The 16101-nt window shown below is 66.3% G+C and carries 26 protein-coding genes; 1 reads left to right on the top strand and 25 read right to left on the bottom strand.

The genetic code is table 11. From position 1 onward, the window contains the following. Position 1: 1 nt before the first annotated feature. The 20 genes from rpmD to rpsJ form a co-directional block, all read right to left on the bottom strand. Entirely contained in the window at positions 2 to 199 is a 198-nt protein-coding gene (gene rpmD, locus NQV15_RS15035) for a 50S ribosomal protein L30 (RefSeq protein WP_232400761.1), read from the bottom strand. Next, entirely contained in the window at positions 199 to 816 is a 618-nt protein-coding gene (rpsE, locus tag NQV15_RS15040) for a 30S ribosomal protein S5 (RefSeq protein WP_232400750.1), read from the bottom strand. The genes rpmD and rpsE overlap by 1 nt, the downstream gene beginning before the upstream one ends. Before the next feature lie 43 nt (positions 817 to 859). Continuing rightward, entirely contained in the window at positions 860 to 1243 is a 384-nt protein-coding gene (gene rplR, locus NQV15_RS15045; RefSeq protein WP_232400748.1) for a 50S ribosomal protein L18, read from the bottom strand. Positions 1244 to 1246: 3 nt separating this feature from the next. Further along, complete coding sequence (rplF, locus tag NQV15_RS15050) at positions 1247 to 1789, bottom strand: 50S ribosomal protein L6 (RefSeq protein ID WP_232400746.1); 543 nt, start codon at positions 1787 to 1789, stop codon at positions 1247 to 1249. 14 nt (positions 1790 to 1803) lie between these two features. Then, positions 1804 to 2211 carry a 30S ribosomal protein S8 gene (rpsH, locus tag NQV15_RS15055; protein WP_108579704.1) on the bottom strand — a complete coding sequence of 136 codons (408 nt, stop codon included), beginning with the start codon at positions 2209 to 2211 and terminating at the stop codon, positions 1804 to 1806. 93 nt (positions 2212 to 2304) lie between these two features. Continuing rightward, on the bottom strand, positions 2305 to 2490 hold the full coding sequence (locus NQV15_RS15060) for a type Z 30S ribosomal protein S14 (protein WP_056209415.1): 186 nt from the start codon (positions 2488 to 2490) through the stop codon (positions 2305 to 2307). A 1-nt stretch (position 2491) separates the two neighbouring features. Beyond that, complete coding sequence (rplE, locus tag NQV15_RS15065; protein ID WP_232400742.1) at positions 2492 to 3058, bottom strand: 50S ribosomal protein L5; 567 nt, start codon at positions 3056 to 3058, stop codon at positions 2492 to 2494. A gap of 2 nt (positions 3059 to 3060) precedes the next feature. Beyond that, a complete protein-coding gene (gene rplX, locus NQV15_RS15070; protein WP_232400740.1) occupies positions 3061 to 3423 on the bottom strand; it encodes a 50S ribosomal protein L24 in 363 nt (120 codons plus the stop codon). A gap of 1 nt (position 3424) precedes the next feature. Continuing rightward, positions 3425 to 3793 carry a 50S ribosomal protein L14 gene (rplN, locus tag NQV15_RS15075; RefSeq protein ID WP_056209423.1) on the bottom strand — a complete coding sequence of 123 codons (369 nt, stop codon included), beginning with the start codon at positions 3791 to 3793 and terminating at the stop codon, positions 3425 to 3427. A gap of 10 nt (positions 3794 to 3803) precedes the next feature. Then, positions 3804 to 4091 (bottom strand): 30S ribosomal protein S17, encoded by a 288-nt coding sequence (rpsQ, locus tag NQV15_RS15080; RefSeq protein ID WP_232400739.1) that lies wholly within the window; start codon positions 4089 to 4091, stop codon positions 3804 to 3806. Next, positions 4088 to 4327 (bottom strand): 50S ribosomal protein L29, encoded by a 240-nt coding sequence (gene rpmC / locus NQV15_RS15085; RefSeq protein ID WP_232400728.1) that lies wholly within the window; start codon positions 4325 to 4327, stop codon positions 4088 to 4090. The genes rpsQ and rpmC overlap by 4 nt, the downstream gene beginning before the upstream one ends. Continuing rightward, positions 4327 to 4746 (bottom strand): 50S ribosomal protein L16, encoded by a 420-nt coding sequence (rplP, locus tag NQV15_RS15090; protein ID WP_108579714.1) that lies wholly within the window; start codon positions 4744 to 4746, stop codon positions 4327 to 4329. The genes rpmC and rplP overlap by 1 nt, the downstream gene beginning before the upstream one ends. Then, complete coding sequence (rpsC, locus tag NQV15_RS15095) at positions 4746 to 5576, bottom strand: 30S ribosomal protein S3 (RefSeq protein ID WP_232400726.1); 831 nt, start codon at positions 5574 to 5576, stop codon at positions 4746 to 4748. The genes rplP and rpsC overlap by 1 nt, the downstream gene beginning before the upstream one ends. Continuing rightward, complete coding sequence (gene rplV, locus NQV15_RS15100; RefSeq protein ID WP_372490382.1) at positions 5576 to 6010, bottom strand: 50S ribosomal protein L22; 435 nt, start codon at positions 6008 to 6010, stop codon at positions 5576 to 5578. Before rplV ends, rpsC begins: the two co-directional genes overlap by 1 nt. Positions 6011 to 6030: 20 nt before the next feature. Further along, positions 6031 to 6312, bottom strand: a complete 282-nt coding sequence (rpsS, locus tag NQV15_RS15105; protein ID WP_232400711.1) for a 30S ribosomal protein S19 — start codon at positions 6310 to 6312, stop codon at positions 6031 to 6033. Positions 6313 to 6345: 33 nt separating this feature from the next. Next, positions 6346 to 7173: a 50S ribosomal protein L2 gene (rplB, locus tag NQV15_RS15110; protein ID WP_232400709.1), complete on the bottom strand. Its 828-nt coding sequence runs from the start codon at positions 7171 to 7173 to the stop codon at positions 6346 to 6348. A 13-nt stretch (positions 7174 to 7186) separates the two neighbouring features. Continuing rightward, complete coding sequence (gene rplW, locus NQV15_RS15115) at positions 7187 to 7492, bottom strand: 50S ribosomal protein L23 (protein ID WP_232400707.1); 306 nt, start codon at positions 7490 to 7492, stop codon at positions 7187 to 7189. Then, positions 7489 to 8472 carry a 50S ribosomal protein L4, sunset domain variant gene (gene rplD, locus NQV15_RS18135; protein WP_306459349.1) on the bottom strand — a complete coding sequence of 328 codons (984 nt, stop codon included), beginning with the start codon at positions 8470 to 8472 and terminating at the stop codon, positions 7489 to 7491. Before rplD ends, rplW begins: the two co-directional genes overlap by 4 nt. 5 nt (positions 8473 to 8477) lie before the next feature. After that, the gene (gene rplC, locus NQV15_RS15125; RefSeq protein WP_232400704.1) at positions 8478 to 9134 is read right to left on the bottom strand and encodes a 50S ribosomal protein L3; all 657 of its coding nucleotides are present in this window, start codon (positions 9132 to 9134) and stop codon (positions 8478 to 8480) included. Between the two features lie 16 nt (positions 9135 to 9150). Then, on the bottom strand, positions 9151 to 9459 hold the full coding sequence (gene rpsJ, locus NQV15_RS15130; RefSeq protein ID WP_012923688.1) for a 30S ribosomal protein S10: 309 nt from the start codon (positions 9457 to 9459) through the stop codon (positions 9151 to 9153). Positions 9460 to 9897: 438 nt separating this feature from the next. Here rpsJ and NQV15_RS15135 point away from each other — a divergent pair, with 438 nt between their 5' ends. Next, positions 9898 to 10524, top strand: coding sequence for a hypothetical protein (locus tag NQV15_RS15135; protein WP_232400702.1), 627 nt, complete (start codon positions 9898 to 9900; stop codon positions 10522 to 10524). A gap of 57 nt (positions 10525 to 10581) precedes the next feature. Here the strand turns inward: NQV15_RS15135 and NQV15_RS15140 are convergent, their stop codons facing one another. The 5 genes from NQV15_RS15140 to rpsL all read right to left on the bottom strand — a co-directional run bounded on the left by NQV15_RS15140 (position 10582) and on the right by rpsL (position 15926). Continuing rightward, the gene (locus tag NQV15_RS15140; protein ID WP_232400700.1) at positions 10582 to 11496 is read right to left on the bottom strand and encodes a cation diffusion facilitator family transporter; all 915 of its coding nucleotides are present in this window, start codon (positions 11494 to 11496) and stop codon (positions 10582 to 10584) included. Positions 11497 to 11618: 122 nt separating this feature from the next. After that, positions 11619 to 12812 (bottom strand): elongation factor Tu, encoded by a 1194-nt coding sequence (gene tuf / locus NQV15_RS15145; RefSeq protein ID WP_232400698.1) that lies wholly within the window; start codon positions 12810 to 12812, stop codon positions 11619 to 11621. Between the two features lie 91 nt (positions 12813 to 12903). Next, positions 12904 to 15015: an elongation factor G gene (gene fusA / locus NQV15_RS15150; protein ID WP_306459350.1), complete on the bottom strand. Its 2112-nt coding sequence runs from the start codon at positions 15013 to 15015 to the stop codon at positions 12904 to 12906. Positions 15016 to 15081: 66 nt separating this feature from the next. Then, positions 15082 to 15552, bottom strand: coding sequence for a 30S ribosomal protein S7 (rpsG, locus tag NQV15_RS15155; RefSeq protein WP_232400696.1), 471 nt, complete (start codon positions 15550 to 15552; stop codon positions 15082 to 15084). After that, on the bottom strand, positions 15552 to 15926 hold the full coding sequence (gene rpsL / locus NQV15_RS15160; protein WP_056606137.1) for a 30S ribosomal protein S12: 375 nt from the start codon (positions 15924 to 15926) through the stop codon (positions 15552 to 15554). Before rpsL ends, rpsG begins: the two co-directional genes overlap by 1 nt. Positions 15927 to 16101: the final 175 nt, after the last annotated feature.

Raw genomic sequence — 16101 nt, forward strand, 5'->3', positions numbered from 1 at the left:
ATTAGTTCTTCCCTTCATCGGTCAGAACCACGACGTCCACGAGGTGCGGGATGGACGTGGCCATTCCGCGGATCTCGGGACGATCCTCGACGACGACGACGTCACCGATCCGCTTGAGACCGAGTGAGCGCAGCGTGTCGCGCTGGTTCTGCTTGCGTCCGATAGCGGACTTGGTCTGGGTCACCTGGAGCTTGGCCATCAGACACCTGCCCCGGCGTCAGCCTTGGCCTTGGCCTCGGCGATACCTTCCCGGCCGGCCCGCAGCAGGGCCGCCGGAGCGACCTGCTCGACCGGCAGGCCGCGACGCTGGGCAACAGCCTCCGGCGACTCGAGCAGGCGCAGGGCCGCCACGGTCGCGTGGACGATGTTGATCGCGTTGGACGAACCCAGCGACTTGGACAGGACGTCGTGGACGCCTGCCGCCTCGAGCACGGCGCGCACCGGGCCACCGGCGATGACGCCGGTACCGGGCGATGCGGGACGCAGGAAGACGACGCCAGCCGCCTTCTCGCCCTGCACCGGGTGCGGGATCGTGCCCTGGATGCGCGGGACGCGGAAGAAGGACTTCTTCGCCTCCTCGACACCCTTGGCGATGGCCGTGGGAACTTCCTTGGCCTTGCCGTAGCCGATGCCGACCTGACCATCGCCGTCCCCGACGATCACCAGGGCGGTGAAGCTGAAGCGACGACCACCCTTGACGACCTTGGCGACACGGTTGATCGTGACGACCTTCTCGATGTACTGCGACTTCTCGGCGCCGCGATCGTTTCCACGACCGCGTCCGCCTCCGCCTCCGCGGCGCTGCTGCCCGCTCATGCGGCACTCCTCACGATTGAGTGAATTTCAGTGGTGATGGTCATCAGAACTCCAGTCCGCCCTCGCGAGCGCCGTCGGCCACAGCCGCGACCCGTCCCGCGTACTTGTTGCCGGCGCGGTCGAAGACGACCGTCTCGACACCAGCGGCCTTGGCGCGGTCGGCAACGAGCTCGCCGACGCGCTTGGCCTTGGCGGTCTTGTCACCGTCGAGCCCGCGCAGGTCGGCCTCCATGGTCGACGCCGAGGCCAGCGTGTGCCCCTGCAGGTCGTCCACGATCTGAGCGACCATGTGCTTGCTGGAGCGCGTGATGACGAGGCGCGGACGCTCCGCCGAGCCGTGGATCTTCTTGCGACCACGGATCTGGCGACGCAGACGCGACGCCGTACGGCCCTTGATGCTCTTGTTGTGCCTGATCGAGATAGCCATGAGCTACTTACCAGCCTTTCCGACCTTGCGGCGGACATGTTCGCCGGCATAGCGCACACCCTTGCCCTTGTAGGGCTCGGGCTTGCGGATCTTGCGGATGTTCGCTGCGACCTCACCGACGGCCTGCTTGTCGATGCCGTGGACGGCGAACTTGGTGGGCGACTCGACCGTGAACGTGATGCCCTCGGGAGCCTTGATCGGCACCGGGTGGCTGAACCCGAGCGCGAACTCGAGGTCAGTCGGGCCCTTGGCCGCGACGCGGTAGCCGACGCCGACGATCTCGAGCTTCTTCTCGTAGCCCTCGGTGACACCGACGACCATGTTGCTGATCAGGGTGCGCGAGAGGCCGTGGAGAGCCTTGCTCTTGCGCTCGTCGTTGGGACGCTCGACGGACAGCGTGCCGTCGTCGCTCTTGGAGACCGTGATGGGCTCCGCGACGGTGTGGCTGAGCTCGCCCTTCGGGCCCTTGACGCGAACGTCCTGGCCGTCGATGGTGACCTCGACGCCCGCGGGAATCGTGACTGGAATCTTGCCAATGCGTGACATGTGTCAGACCCCTCTCACCAGACGTAGGCGAGGACTTCTCCGCCTACGCCCTTCTGGTTGGCCTGGCGGTCCGTGAGCAGACCCTGGCTGGTGGAAATGATGGCGACACCGAGGCCACCGAGCACCTTGGGCAGACCGGTCGACTTCGCGTACACGCGAAGGCCCGGCTTGCTGATGCGGCGGATGCCGGCGATCGAACGCTCGCGGTGCGGTCCGTACTTGAGGGTGATGGTCAGCGTCTTGCCGACCTCGCCCTCCTTGGGCTCGGCGACGTCGATCGACGTGATGTAGCCCTCCTGCTTCAGGATCTCGGCGACGCCGGCCTTCAGCTTGGAGTAGGGCATGCTCACGCTGTCGTGATACGCCTGATTGCCGTTGCGGACACGCGTGAGCATGTCTGCGATCGGATCGGTCATTGTCATTGCTGGTGTTCCATTTCTCGCCGCGGTTTCCGTCTCGTCCTCGCAAGGAGTGGGAGGGGACCTACGACGTGCTGGGGTGATGAAAAGTTGTGACTACCAGGAGCTCTTGGTGATGCCCGGCAGCTCGCCGCGGTGTGCCATCTCGCGAAGGCAGATGCGGCAGAGGCCGAACTTCTTGTAGACCGAGCGGGGTCGGCCACAACGCTGGCAGCGGGTGTAACCGCGGACCGCGAACTTGGGCTTGCGGGCGGCCTTGACCTTGAGTCCAGTCTTCGCCATGTCAGTTCTCCTTGTAGGGGAAGCCGAGCAGCTTGAGCAGCGCGCGCCCCTCGTCGTCGTTGGTAGCCGTGGTGACGACCGTGATGTCCATGCCGCGCGAACGGTCGATCTTGTCCTGGTCGATCTCGTGGAACATGACCTGCTCGGTCAGACCGAACGTGTAGTTGCCACGTCCGTCGAACTGCTTGGGGCTCAGGCCGCGGAAGTCGCGGATGCGGGGCAGCGCGAGCGTCAGCAGACGATCGAGGAACTCCCACATGCGGTCGCCGCGCAGCGTGACGTGCGTGCCGATCGGCATGCCCTCACGCAGCTTGAACTGGGCGATGGACTTGCGAGCCTTGGTGACCTGCGGCTTCTGGCCGGTGATCGCGGTGAGGTCGCGGATGGCGCCCTCGATCAGCTTGCCGTCGCGGGCTGCCTCGCCGACGCCCATGTTGACGACGATCTTGGTCAGCGCAGGAACCTGCATGACGTTGTCGTAGTCGAACTGCTCACGCAGCGCGGGGAGGATCTCCTCGCGGTAACGCGTCTTCAGGCGGGGAGCCGCCGTAGTGGTCGTGTCAGCCATGCTCAGATCTCCTTTCCGGTCTTCTTGGCGATGCGGACGCTGCGCTGTGCCGAGTAGGTCGAGCCGTCGGGACGCGTCTTGGTGACGTCGTCGCGACGGTAACCGACGCGAGTCGGCTCCTTGTCGGCGAGCAGCATGACGTTCGAGATGTGGATGGGGGCCTCGCTCGTGATGATGCCGCCCGAGCCCACGCCACCGGCCTGCGAAGGCTTGGTGTGGCGCTTGACGCGGTTGACGCCCTCCACGATGACGCGGTTGTGCTCAGCGAGCACCTCGATGACCGAACCGGTCACGCCCTTGTCCTTGCCCGCGATGACCTTGACCTGGTCACCCTTGCGAATGCTGACGGTGCCTTTGCGGGCCATGTCAGAGCACCTCCGGTGCGAGAGAGATGATGCGCATGAACTTCTTGTCGCGAAGCTCACGGCCGACGGGGCCGAAGATGCGCGTTCCGCGCGGATCTCCGTCCGCCTTGAGAATGACGGCTGCGTTCTCGTCGAACTTGATGTACGAGCCATCCGGACGACGGCGCTCCTTGACGGTGCGCACGACGACAGCCTTGACGACATCACCCTTCTTGACGTTTCCGCCGGGGATGGCGTCCTTGACGGTGGCGACGATGGTGTCACCGATGCCCGCGTAGCGACGGCCTGAACCACCGAGGACACGGATGCAGAGGATTTCCTTTGCACCGGTGTTGTCGGCGACCTTGAGTCGAGACTCCTGCTGAATCATCTGTCGTCTCCTACTTGGCCTTCTCGAGGATCTCGACGATGCGCCAACGCTTGGTCGCCGAGAGCGGACGGGTCTCCATGATCAGGACCCGGTCGCCGATGCCGGCAGCGTTGGACTCGTCGTGAGCCTTGAGCTTGATGTTGCGACGCAGGACCTTGCCGTAGAGGGCGTGCTTGACACGGTCCTCGACGTTGACCACAACGGTCTTGTCCATCTTGTCGCTGACGACAAGACCCTCACGGGTCTTGCGCGCGGTGCGTTCGGTGGTCACTGCTTCGTCCTTCTTCTTCTCGGTCATGCCTGCGCCCCCTCAGCTGAAGAGTCCTCGACGATGCCGAGCTCGCGCTCACGCATGACGGTGTAGATGCGGGCGATGTCCTTGCGCACTGCCCGGAGCCGGGCGGTGTTGTCCAGCTGGCCAGTGGCGTTCTGGAAGCGCAGGTTGAACAGCTCTTCCTTGGACTCGGCCAGCTTCTGCGCCAGGTCCTCGGCGCTCACGGCGCGCAGCTCTGCGGCGGTGGTCACTGCAGCCATCACAGCTCACCTGTCTCTCGGGTGATGAAGCGTGCCTTCATGGGCAGCTTGTGGATCGCGCGGCGCATGGCCTCGCGTGCGGTCTTCTCGTCGACACCGGACAGCTCGAACATGACGCGGCCGGGCTTGACATTGGCGACCCACCACTCGGGCGAGCCCTTGCCCGAACCCATGCGGGTCTCGGCGGGCTTCTTGGTCAGCGGGCGGTCCGGGTAGATGTTGATCCAGACCTTGCCGCCACGCTTGATGTGACGCGTCATGGCGATACGAGCGGACTCGATCTGACGGTTCGTCACGTAGGCAGCGGTCACGCACTGGATGCCGTAGTCACCGAACGCCAGCTCGGTGCCGCCCTTGGCGGCGCCGCGACGAGCGGGGTGGTGCTGCTTGCGGTACTTGACCCTTCGGGGCATCAACATCAGGAACCCTCCCCTGCAGGAGTAGCGGCGACGGCCTCGGCAGGTGCCTCGGTCGGTGCGGCAGCGGCGTCGGTCGCGGGAGCGGCCTCGTCGCGAGCAGGACGCTCGGGACGACGCGCGCCACCGGCTCCGCCACGCGCGGGACGACGGTTGCTGCCGGGCGCGGCTGCACGCTTGGCCGCTTCGGCCTCACGCTCGGCGCGGGTGCCCGCAACCTCGCCCTTGTAGATCCAGACCTTCACGCCGATGCGGCCGAAGGTCGTCTTGGCCTCGTAGAAGCCGTAGTCGACGTCGGCACGGAGCGTGTGCAGGGGCACGCGGCCCTCGCGGTAGAACTCCGAACGCGACATCTCGGCGCCACCGAGGCGGCCCGAGCACTGGATCCGGATGCCCTTGGCACCCGAACGCATCGTCGACTGCATCGCCTTGCGCATGGCACGACGGAACTGCACGCGGCCCGAGAGCTGCTCGGCGACGCCCTGGGCGACCAGCTGCGCGTCCATCTCGGGGTTCTTGACCTCGAGGATGTTCAGCTGCACCTGCTTGCCCGTGAGCTTCTCGAGCTCGCCGCGGATGCGGTCGGCCTCGGCGCCACGGCGACCGATGACGATGCCGGGACGAGCGGTGTGGATGTCGACACGGACGCGGTCACGCGTGCGCTCGATCTCCACGCGGCTGATGCCGGCGCGGTCCATGCCCTTGGTCAGCATGCGACGGATCTGGACGTCCTCACCGACGTAGCTCTTGTAGAGCTTGTCGGCGTACCAACGGGTCTTGTGATCCGTCGAGATGCCCAGTCGGAACCCGTGCGGGTTGATTTTCTGTCCCACTATCGGGCCCCGCCCTTCTTCTTGGAATTCTTGATGTTGGCCGCATCGACCCGGGCCTGGACGACCTCACGGGGCTGCACGACCACGGTCAGGTGGCTGCTGCGCTTCAGGATGCGGTTGGCCGCACCCTTGGCGCGGGGACGCCAGCGCTTCATCGTCGGACCCTCGTCGACCAGCACGGTCGTGATGACCAGGTTGGAGCGATCCAGACCCTCGGTCGTCTCGGCGTTCGCCGCTGCGCTGTCGACCAGCTTGTAGAACACCTCGGCCACGGCCTGCGGCGCGAACTGCAGGGTGTTGAGGGCGTTCTCGACCGAGTCGCCGCGGATCAGGTCGCCGACACGGCGCGACTTCTGAGCGGTGACGCGCACGAAACGCGCGACGGCGAAGGCGCCGGGCTCATCGCCCAGGAGCCGCTCGCGGCGAGCGCTCACGTTCTCACGGGTAGCTGCACTCATCGCCTCTTCGCCTTCCGGTCGTCCTTCTCGTGCCCACGGAACGTGCGGGTCGGGGCGAACTCGCCCAGCTTGTGACCCACCATGGAGTCCGTGATGAACACGGGCACGTGCTTGCGGCCGTCGTGCACGGCGATCGTGTGTCCGATGAAGGACGGCAGGATCATCGAGCGACGCGACCACGTCTTGATCACGTTGTGAGTGTCGGCGGCGTTCTGCGCGTCGACCTTCTTCTCGAGGTGCCCGTCAACGAACGGGCCCTTCTTCAAACTGCGTGGCATATCAATTCTCTCCTGGTTCCTGAGCCGTCAAGCTCAGCGGCCGGACTTGCGGCGGCGGACGATCTGGGAGTCGCTGGCCTTGCGCTTGCGCGTACGGCCTTCCGGCTTGCCCCACGGGGAGACGGGGTGACGTCCACCGGACGTCTTGCCCTCACCACCACCGTGCGGGTGGTCGACCGGGTTCATCGCGACACCGCGGACGGTCGGGCGCTTGCCCTTCCAGCGGTTGCGTCCGGCCTTGCCCCAGTTGATGTTCGACTGCTCGGCGTTGCCGACCTCGCCGATCGTGGCGCGGCAGCGGACGTCGACGTAGCGCATCTCGCCGGAGGGCAGTCGCAGCTGAGCCTTGGCGCCCTCCTTCGCGACGAGCTGGACCTTGACGCCTGCGGAGCGACCCATCTTCGCGCCGCCACCGGGGCGGAGCTCGATGTTGTGCAGCAGGGTGCCGACCGGGATGTTGCGCAGGGGCAGGTTGTTGCCGACCTTGATGTCGGAACCGACACCGGACTCGACAGCCATGCCCTGCTTCAGGCCCTCAGGGGCGATGATGTAGCGCTTCTCGCCATCGGCGTAGTGCAGCAGCGCGATGCGAGCGGTGCGGTTCGGGTCGTACTCGATGTGAGCGACCTTGGCCGGCACGCCGTCCTTGTCGTAGCGACGGAAGTCGATGATGCGGTAGGCACGCTTGTGCCCGCCGCCCTGGTGACGCGTCGTGATCCGGCCCTGGTTGTTGCGGCCACCCTTCTTGGGCAGCGGCTGCACCAGGGACTTCTCCGGCGTGGTGCGCGTGATCTCGGCGAAGTCGGCGACGCTGGAGCCTCGGCGGCCCGGCGTGGTCGGCTTGTACTTGCGAATAGCCATATGTCCTCAGTCCTCAGGCGCTCGGCGTCGAGAAGATGTCGATGCTCTGACCGGCGGCGACACTCACGATTGCTCGCTTGGTGTCCTTGCGCTTGCCCTGACCCGTCTTGGTGCGACGGGTCTTGCCCTTGCGGTTGAGCGTGTTGACCGCGGTGACCTTGACGCCGAAGATCTTCTCGACGGCGATCTTGATCTCCGTCTTGTTGGCGTCGGGGTGCACCACGAACGTGTACTTGTTGTCGTCGAGCAGGCCGTAGCTCTTCTCGCTGACGACCGGCGCGAGCAGAACGTCGCGGTGGTCCTTGTAGATCGTGCTCATGAGGCGTCTCCTGCCTTCGTGAAGCCGGCAGCCTCAGCCGTCTCGGCAGAGTCGAACCAGACCTCGGGCTCGACGTCGGCGTAGCCGGCGTCCCCGTCGGTGTAGAAGTGACCCTCGGCGGCCTTGACCTCGTGGCCCTTGGGAGCGTTGCCGCTCTTCAGAGGAGCCTTCGAGCCCGGGCCGTACGGCTGGGTCGCGGTGGCGTTGGCCGGAACCGTTGCACCCTCGCCCGCGTCAGCGGCCGGAGCCTCGGCAGCGGGAGCCTTCTCGGCAGCGGCCTTCTTGGCCGGAGCCTTCTTGGCGGCCTTCTTGGGCGCCGGGGCCTTGTCCTTGTCGGACACCTGGGTGGCCAGCTCGCTGAGGGCGACGGTCTCGCTGCCCTCGGCCGAGCGTGCCGCCACGAAGGCGTCGAACGCGGCCTGCGTGAAGATCAGGTCATCGGCCTTCAGGACGTCGTAGGTGTTGAGCTGGTCGAACGTCAGGATGACCGTGTGGTCGACGTTGCGCAGGCTCAGCGCCGTGACGGTGTCGGCACGATCGACGACGATCAGCACGCGGGGACGAGGAGTGAGCTCGCGCAGCGTGGCGATGGCACCCTTCGTCGACGGCGCGTCGCCGCCCACGATGCTCTCGACGATGTGCAGGCGACCCGTGCGGGCCCGGTCCGACAGGGCGCCACGCAGAGCGGCGGCCTTCATCTTCTTGGGCGTGCGCTGGTCGTACGAGCGCGGCGTCGGGCCGTGGACCGTTCCACCACCGTTGTACTGGGGTGCGCGGATCGAGCCCTGACGGGCGCGACCGGTGCCCTTCTGGCGGTAGGGCTTCTTGCCACCGCCGGACACCTCCCCGCGCGTCTTGGTGCTGTGCGTGCCCTGGCGCGCCGCAGCGAGCTGCGCGACGACGACCTGGTGGATCAGCGGGATGTTCGTCTGGACGTCGAAGATGTCGACGGGCAGCTGCGCATCAATGGTCTTGACCATGATCGTCAAGCTCCCTTCACTGCAGAGCGGATGACGACGAGGGCACCCTTGGGGCCGGGAACGGCGCCCTTGATGAGGATGACGCCCTTGTCGGTGTCGACCGCGTGGATCTTGAGGTTCTGGGTGGTGACCTGCTCGGCACCCATGTGACCGGCCATGCGCAGACCCTTGAAGACGCGACCCGGGGTGGCGCAGCCACCGATCGAGCCGGGCTTGCGGTGGTTGCGGTGCGCGCCGTGCGAGGCGCCGACGCCGTGGAAGCCGTGACGCTTCATGACGCCCGCGAAGCCCTTGCCCTTGCTGGTCGCGGTGGCGTCGACGACGTCGCCGGCAGCGAAGATCTCCGGGGAGATCTCCTGGCCCAGGGTGTAGTCGCCGATGGCCTCGGTGCGGATCTCGACGACGTGACGGCGCGGCGTGACGCCGGCCTTCGCGAAGTGACCGGAGACGGGCTTGTTGACCTTGCGTCCGTCGATCTCGCCGAAGCCGATCTGGACGGCCGAGTAGCCGTCGGTCTCACGCGTACGGATCTGCGTGACGACGTTGGTGTCGGCCGCGATGACGGTGACAGGAATGACCTTGTTGTCGGCGTCCCATACCTGGGTCATGCCGAGCTTGCGGCCGAGGAGGCCGCGCGTGGTTGCTGTGCTGGTGTCGCTCATTGGTCGCTGACTCCCCTCAGAGCTTGATCTCGATGTCGACACCAGCAGGCAGGTCGAGTCGCATGAGCGAGTCGACCGTCTTCGGCGTCGGGTCAATGATGTCGATGAGACGCTTGTGCGTGCGCATCTCGAAGTGCTCGCGGCTGTCCTTGTACTTGTGCGGCGAACGGATCACGCAGAACACGTTCTTCTCGGTGGGCAGCGGCACCGGTCCTGCGACCTTGGCGCCCGTGCGCGTCACAGTGTCGACGATCTTGCGCGCCGACGAGTCAATGACCTCGTGGTCGTAGGCCTTGAGCCGGATACGGATTTTTTGTCCCGCCATGCTCTCGCTTGTCCTTTACGTTCGTTCGCTTCGCAGTCTCGCCCCGGATCGAGGGAGAAAGGCTCCTCCCTCCCGCCGACCCCCGAGGTCGGGCGTGTCGCGGCCCGACGGGCACATACGTCACACACTTCTCGAGTTAGGTGGTTGGACCCGCATCAGCGGGACAAGCTCGATCTCTGGTTCGGTGCCGCGGTCTTTCCCGGCGTGAGAGGCCGGACCTCGACACCCCAGCGATCAAGCCGGAGCAACCGCACTATTCTGACAGACCCGCCGCGGTAAACACAAATCGGCCCCTTCCGGTGGTGATCGCGTGCGGTCGACGTGTCGCTCCGGATCGTGGGAACTTCGCGTGTCGCTGTGGCGACACCATGTCACCACTGCCAGAGTATGAGCGTCCTGCACGGGGAAGGATCCCGTGCGCTCGATCGAAGGAGCTCCATGCGCACCACCCATCGCCTCTCGGCTGCGTCACTCGCAGCCGCCCTGTTGTTGTCGGTCACCGCTTGCGGCGGCTCGGACGACAGCGACGGCACGACGTCCGGCACCACGACGAAGTCCGAGACGTCCGCGACTCCCCCGCCGGTGCCTGAGCCGTCCGAGACCCCGGCGGCCGCCGAGCAGAAGCAGATCGCCGCCGACGAGACGATCACCGACGACGACTTCGGCCACACGATCAAGATCACCGGCGTGGTGCGTGACTTCGTGGCGCCGTCGAGGACCAACATCCCCGAACGGGGCGGCGAGTGGGTCCTCGTGCAGCTCGACGTCGCGGCCGGCGACAAGTACAGCGGCGGCGTGCAGGGCGGCTTCACCCTGCAGTCCGGCGGTGAGCTGGGCGGCACCACGACCGGGATCATCGACGCCGACATGACGGCGGCCGGCTTCCAGCCGTGGGAGACCGCCAGCGCCGGTGAGAAGACCAAGGGCTGGGTGGCCTTCCAGATCAACACCCGCTCCGATGCGTACACGTTCCAGTACAAGCGGGGCGCGGCCAAGATCATCGGTGGCGGCGACACCAAGCAGATCCCCGAGAAGATCTGGACGGTGGACCTGCCCACGGCGTGATCCCTGCGCTCGGCGCCCACGGCCCGCTCCCGCCACGGCGGGGGCGGGCCGTCGTCGTCAGTGGTGCAGGTGCGGCTCGGAGTCCTGGTGGCCGGCCGGCTCGATCTGGAAGGTCGAGTGCGCGACGTCGAAGTGGTCGTCGAGGCATCCCCGGAGACGGTCGAGCACGGCGTGGGCCTCGTCCATGCCGGTGATGTCATCGTCGACCACGACGTGGGCGCTCATGACGGGCATGCCCGAGGTGATGGTCCAGACGTGCAGGTCGTGCACGTCCTTCACGCCCGGCGTCCCGATCAGGTGTGCGCGCAGGTCGGCCAGGTCGACGTCGCCGGGGCTGGACTCCATCAGCACCTCCACGACGTCCTTGAGCAGCGACACCGCCCGCGGCAGGATCATCGCGGCGATGACCAGGGAGGCGATGGCGTCGGCCGCGTACCAGTCCGTCGCCAGGATCACGCCGGCCGAGACCAGCACCGCAACGGAGCCCAGCGCGTCCCCCAGCACCTCCAGATAGGCGCCCCGGACGTTCAGGCTCTCCTTGGAGCCGTCGCGCAGCAGCAGCAGGCCGATGACGTTCGCGATCAGGCCGACCGCGCCGGCGAACAGGATCAACCCGCCATCGAGCTCGGGGGCGTCGCCGAACCGGCCGATCGCGTGCACCGCCACCCACACCGCCAGGCCGAGCAGCACCAGGCCGTTGAGGCCGGCGGCCAGGATCTCGGTGCGGTGGTAGCCGAAGGTGCGCCGGGAGCCCGGCCCTCCCCCGCGCTGGGCCACCGTGATGGCCGCCAGCGCCATCAGGATGCCGAACGAGTCGCCGAGCATGTGCCCGGCGTCGGCCAGCAGCGCCAGGCTGCCGGTCACGGCGGCCACGACGGCCTCGACCACCAGGACCGTCACCGACAGCGCGAGCACCAGGGTGAGTCGCCCTCGGTGCTGCACGCCCGTGCCGTGCGCGTGATCGTGGCCCATGCCCCAAGGCTAGGCCGTCGGGGCACAGGATCGGATCCGCCACCTGCGCGAGCCCTCACATGCCGAAGGGCCCCGCCCCAGCCGAAGCTGGAACGGGGCCCTGAGGCAGTAACGAGAAAGTGTTACTTGTTGATCTTCGTGACGCGGCCTGCGCCCACCGTGCGTCCACCCTCACGGATGGCGAAGCGGAGTCCCTCTTCCATGGCGATCGGCTGGATCAGCTGAACGCTCATTTCCGTGTTGTCGCCGGGCATGACCATCTCGGTGCCCTCGGGCAGCGTGACGACGCCGGTGACGTCCGTGGTGCGGAAGTAGAACTGCGGACGGTAGTTGTTGAAGAACGGCGTGTGACGGCCGCCCTCCTCCTTCGACAGGATGTAGACCTGGCCCTCGAACTCCGTGTGGGGAGTCGTCGAACCGGGCGCGATGATGACCATGCCGCGCTCGACGTCCTCGCGCTTGGTACCGCGCAGGAGCAGTCCGACGTTCTCGCCGGCCTGACCCTCGTCGAGCAGCTTGCGGAACATCTCGATACCGGTGACCGTGGTGGTCTGCTTGGTGTCGCGGATGCCGATGATGTCGACGGTGTCGGTCACCTTGATGATGCCGCGCTCGATACGACCGGTGATGACGGTTCCACGACCGGTGATCGTGAAGACGTCCTCGACGGGCATGAGGAACGGCTTGTCCGTCTCACGCGGGGGCATGGGGATGTAGTCATCCACAGCCTGCATGAGCTCCAGGACCGACTCGCCCCACTTCTCGTCGCCGGCCAGGGCCGGAACGGCTGCGACCCGGACGACCGGGACGTTGTCGCCGTCGAAGTCCTGGTCGCTGAGCAGCTCCCGGACCTCCATCTCGACAAGCTCGAGGATCTCTTCGTCGTCGACCATGTCGCACTTGTTCAGTGCGACGACCATCGCGGGCACGCCGACCTGGCGAGCGAGCAGCACGTGCTCGCGCGTCTGGGGCATGGGGCCGTCGGTGGCGGCGACCACGAGGATCGCGCCGTCCATCTGAGCCGCACCGGTGATCATGTTCTTGACGTAGTCCGCGTGTCCCGGGCAGTCGACGTGCGCGTAGTGGCGGTTCTCGGTCTGGTACTCGACGTGCGAGATGGAGATCGTGATGCCGCGCTGGCGCTCTTCGGGTGCCTTGTCGATCTGATCGAAGGCCGAGGCCTCGTTCAGATCGGGGTACTTGTCGTGCAGCACCTTGGTGATCGCCGCGGTAAGAGTCGTCTTACCGTGGTCGATGTGACCGATGGTGCCGATGTTCATGTGCGGCTTGGTCCGCTCGAACTTCGCCTTAGCCACTTGGGGCTCCTTCTTCGAATTGGTTGCTGTTGAACGCCGTCGGTTACTCGCGGCACGAGTACCTCAGGCCATCTTATGAGATGGTCCGCTGTTACTCGCCGCGGGCCTTTTTGATGATCTCTTCCGCGACGTTCTTGGGAACCTCCGCGTAGGAGTCGAACTGCATCGAGTATGACGCACGCCCTGAGGTCTTCGACCGCAGGTCGCCCACATACCCGAACATCTCTGAGAGGGGGACGATCGCCTTGATGATCTTGACGCCGCCCATCCCTTCCTCCATGGCCTGAACCTGGCCACGGCGGGAGTTGAGGTCGCCGATCACATCGCCCATGTAGTCCTCGGGCGTGGTGACCTCGACCGCGAACACGGGCTCGAGGATCACCGGATCGGCCTTGCGAGCTGCTTCCTTGAACGCCATGGAACCGGCGAGCTTGAAGGCGAGCTCCGAGGAGTCGACGTCGTGGTACGCGCCGTCCTCCAGGGTGACCTTGACGTCGACCATCTGGTAGCCGGCGAGGACGCCGAACTGCATGGCGTCCTGTGCGCCCTGGTCGACGGAGGGAATGTACTCACGGGGAACGCGTCCACCCGTGACAGCGTTGTCGAACTCGTAGCCACCCTCGCCACCGGCGATCGGGCCCGTGGGCTCGATCGAAATGATGACCTTGGCGAACTGGCCGGAGCCACCCGTCTGCTTCTTGTGGGTGTAGCTGACGTTCTCGACCTTGCGCTTGATGGTCTCGCGGTACGCGACCTGCGGCTTGCCGACGTTGGCCTCGACGTTGAACTCACGCTTCATGCGGTCGACCAGGATGTCCAGGTGCAGCTCGCCCATGCCGGCGATGATGGTCTGACCCGTCTCCTCGTCGGTGTGGACCTGGAACGTCGGGTCCTCCTCGGCGAGGCGCTGGATGGCCGTGCCGAGCTTCTCCTGGTCGCTCTTGGTCTTGGGCTCGATCGCGACCTGGATGACCGGCGCGGGGAACGTCATGGACTCCAGGACGATCTGCTTCTGCGGGTCGGACAGGGTCTCGCCGGTCGTGGTGTCCTTCAGACCCATGACGGCGACGATCTGGCCGGCGCCGACCGACGCGATCTCGGCGCGCTTGTTGGCGTGCATCTGGTAGATCTTGCCGATGCGCTCCTTGCGGCCCTTGGTCACGTTGATGACCGTGGAGCCGGACTCGAGGCGACCGGAGTAGACGCGCAGGTAGGTCAGCTTGCCCAGGTGCGGGTCGGACGCGATCTTGAACGCCAGGGCGGCGAAGGGCTCGCTCTCCTTGGGCGCACGGGTGTCGGTGACCGTCTCGTCACGCGGGTCGGTGCCGGTGACGGCGCCGACGTCCAGCGGGTTGGGCAGGAAGTCGATGACCGCGTCGAGCAGGGGCTGGATGCCCTTGTTCTTGAACGCGGTGCCGCACAGCACCGGGTTGAGCTTGGCGGCCAGCGTCGCGCGACGGATGGCCGGCTTCAGCAGCTCGGGGGTGATCTCGGCGCCGTCGAGGTAGGCCTCGGCGAACTCGTCGTCGTTGTCGGCCAGGGTCTCGATCATGTCGTTGCGCGCAGCGGCGGCGACGTCGGCCAGGTCGGCCGGGATCTCCTCGACCGCGTAGTCCTCACCGATCTGGGTCTCACCGCGCCACACCAGGGCGCGGTTGCCGACCAGGTCGACGACTCCGATGAAGTCGCTCTCGGCGCCGATCGGGACCTGCAGGACGAGGGCCGTCGCGCCGAGGCGCTCACGGATCGTCTTGACGCAGAAGTCGAAGCTGGCGCCGGTGCGGTCGAGCTTGTTGACGAAGCACATGCGCGGGACGCCGTACTTGTCGGCCTGGCGCCAGACCGTCTCGGACTGCGGCTCCACGCCGGCGACACCGTCGAACACGGCGACCGCACCGTCGAGGACGCGCAGGTTGCGCTCGACCTCGACGGTGAAGTCGACGTGCCCGGGGGTGTCGATGATGTTGATCTGGTTGTCTTTCCACCAGCAGGTCGTCGCGGCAGACGTGATCGTGATGCCGCGCTCCTGCTCCTGCTCCATCCAGTCCATCGTGGCGCCGCCGTCGTGGACCTCACCGATCTTGTACGTGATACCGGTGTAGAAGAGGATGCGTTCGGTCGTCGTGGTCTTGCCGGCATCGATGTGCGCCATGATGCCGATGTTGCGGACCCTGCTGAGGTCGGTGGTGATGTCGGTTGCCACGAGTGAAATCGCTTCCTTTGATGCGGGGCCCCGCCGGTAACGGCGGAGGGTGAAGGTGGTGCTGACTTACCAGCGGTAGTGGGCGAAGGCCTTGTTGGCTTCAGCCATCTTGTGCGTGTCTTCGCGCTTCTTGACGGCGCCGCCGAGACCGTTGCTGGCGTCGAGCAGCTCGTTCATGAGGCGCTCGGCCATGGTCTTCTCGCGGCGCGAGCCGGCGTAGCTGACCAGCCAGCGCAGGGCCAGGGTGTTCTGGCGGACCGCGCGGACCTCGATCGGGACCTGGTAGGTCGCGCCACCGACACGGCGGCTCTTGACCTCGATGGCCGGCTTGACGTTGTCCAGCGCGCGCTTGAGCGTGATGACCGGATCGGTGCCGGACTTCTCACGCGTGCCCTCGAGGGCGGCGTAGACGATGCGCTGGGCGACCTGCTTCTTGCCGTCGACCAGGACCTTGTTGATCAGTGAAGTGACGAGCTGGCTTCCGTAGACCGGATCAGTCTCGACGACGCGCTTGGGCGCGGGACCCTTACGAGGCATTACTTCTTCTCCTTCTTGGCGCCGTACAGGCTGCGAGCCTGCTTGCGACCCTTGACTGCCTGCGTGTCGAGTGCGCCGCGGATGATCTTGTAACGGACACCGGGCAGATCCTTGACTCGACCGCCACGCACGAGCACGATCGAGTGCTCCTGCAGGTTGTGGCCCTCGCCGGGAATGTATGCAGTGACCTCGGTACCGCTCGACAGCTTCACGCGAGCGACCTTGCGGAGCGCGGAGTTCGGCTTCTTCGGAGTGGTGGTGTAGACGCGGGTGCAGACACCGCGACGCTGAGGGGATCCCTTGAGCGCGGGGGTCGTCGTCTTGACGACCTTGCGCTGACGGCCCTTGCGGACCAGCTGGTTGATCGTGGGCACTACAAACTTCCTTCTTCTGGCTGGCGCGAGCCATGAGTCGTGAAGCGCTCACCGCCCCAAAATTCTGGCGGGATGTGCGCAACGGCCTGAGGAGTTCAGGCACAGCGCCTAATACTACCGGTCACCCCCGCCCCATTCCAAATTCACCGGGTGCGGGCGTTCGAGCGGGCTGTCC

It is taken from the genome of Aeromicrobium wangtongii (genome assembly GCF_024584515.1).
GTDB classification, from domain to species: domain Bacteria; phylum Actinomycetota; class Actinomycetes; order Propionibacteriales; family Nocardioidaceae; genus Aeromicrobium; species Aeromicrobium wangtongii.

Bases quoted from the DNA above. Each gene is read 5' to 3' on its own strand.
- rpsE (WP_232400750.1), bottom strand. From the start codon at position 816: ATGAGCGGGCAGCAGCGCCGCGGAGGCGGAGGCGGACGCGGTCGTGGA.
- rpmC (WP_232400728.1), bottom strand. From the start codon at position 4,327: ATGGCTGCAGTGACCACCGCCGCAGAGCTGCGCGCCGTGAGCGCCGAG.
- rpsG (WP_232400696.1), bottom strand. From the start codon at position 15,552: ATGCCTCGTAAGGGTCCCGCGCCCAAGCGCGTCGTCGAGACTGATCCG.
- rpsH (WP_108579704.1), bottom strand. From the start codon at position 2,211: ATGACAATGACCGATCCGATCGCAGACATGCTCACGCGTGTCCGCAAC.
- rpsQ (WP_232400739.1), bottom strand. From the start codon at position 4,091: ATGACCGAGAAGAAGAAGGACGAAGCAGTGACCACCGAACGCACCGCG.
- rplB (WP_232400709.1), bottom strand. From the start codon at position 7,173: ATGGCTATTCGCAAGTACAAGCCGACCACGCCGGGCCGCCGAGGCTCC.
- rplW (WP_232400707.1), bottom strand. From the start codon at position 7,492: ATGAGCACGATCTACAAGGACCACCGCGACGTTCTGCTCGCGCCGGTC.
- rplE (WP_232400742.1), bottom strand. From the start codon at position 3,058: ATGGCTGACACGACCACTACGGCGGCTCCCCGCCTGAAGACGCGTTAC.
- rplN (WP_056209423.1), bottom strand. From the start codon at position 3,793: ATGATTCAGCAGGAGTCTCGACTCAAGGTCGCCGACAACACCGGTGCA.
- rplC (WP_232400704.1), bottom strand. From the start codon at position 9,134: ATGAGCGACACCAGCACAGCAACCACGCGCGGCCTCCTCGGCCGCAAG.
- NQV15_RS15140 (WP_232400700.1), bottom strand. From the start codon at position 11,496: ATGGGCCACGATCACGCGCACGGCACGGGCGTGCAGCACCGAGGGCGA.
- rpsJ (WP_012923688.1), bottom strand. From the start codon at position 9,459: ATGGCGGGACAAAAAATCCGTATCCGGCTCAAGGCCTACGACCACGAG.
- rplR (WP_232400748.1), bottom strand. From the start codon at position 1,243: ATGGCTATCTCGATCAGGCACAACAAGAGCATCAAGGGCCGTACGGCG.
- NQV15_RS15135 (WP_232400702.1), top strand. From the start codon at position 9,898: ATGCGCACCACCCATCGCCTCTCGGCTGCGTCACTCGCAGCCGCCCTG.
- rplD (WP_306459349.1), bottom strand. From the start codon at position 8,472: ATGGTCAAGACCATTGATGCGCAGCTGCCCGTCGACATCTTCGACGTC.
- rplF (WP_232400746.1), bottom strand. From the start codon at position 1,789: ATGTCACGCATTGGCAAGATTCCAGTCACGATTCCCGCGGGCGTCGAG.
- rplX (WP_232400740.1), bottom strand. From the start codon at position 3,423: ATGGCCCGCAAAGGCACCGTCAGCATTCGCAAGGGTGACCAGGTCAAG.
- rpmD (WP_232400761.1), bottom strand. From the start codon at position 199: ATGGCCAAGCTCCAGGTGACCCAGACCAAGTCCGCTATCGGACGCAAG.
- rpsS (WP_232400711.1), bottom strand. From the start codon at position 6,312: ATGCCACGCAGTTTGAAGAAGGGCCCGTTCGTTGACGGGCACCTCGAG.
- NQV15_RS15060 (WP_056209415.1), bottom strand. From the start codon at position 2,490: ATGGCGAAGACTGGACTCAAGGTCAAGGCCGCCCGCAAGCCCAAGTTC.
- rplP (WP_108579714.1), bottom strand. From the start codon at position 4,746: ATGTTGATGCCCCGAAGGGTCAAGTACCGCAAGCAGCACCACCCCGCT.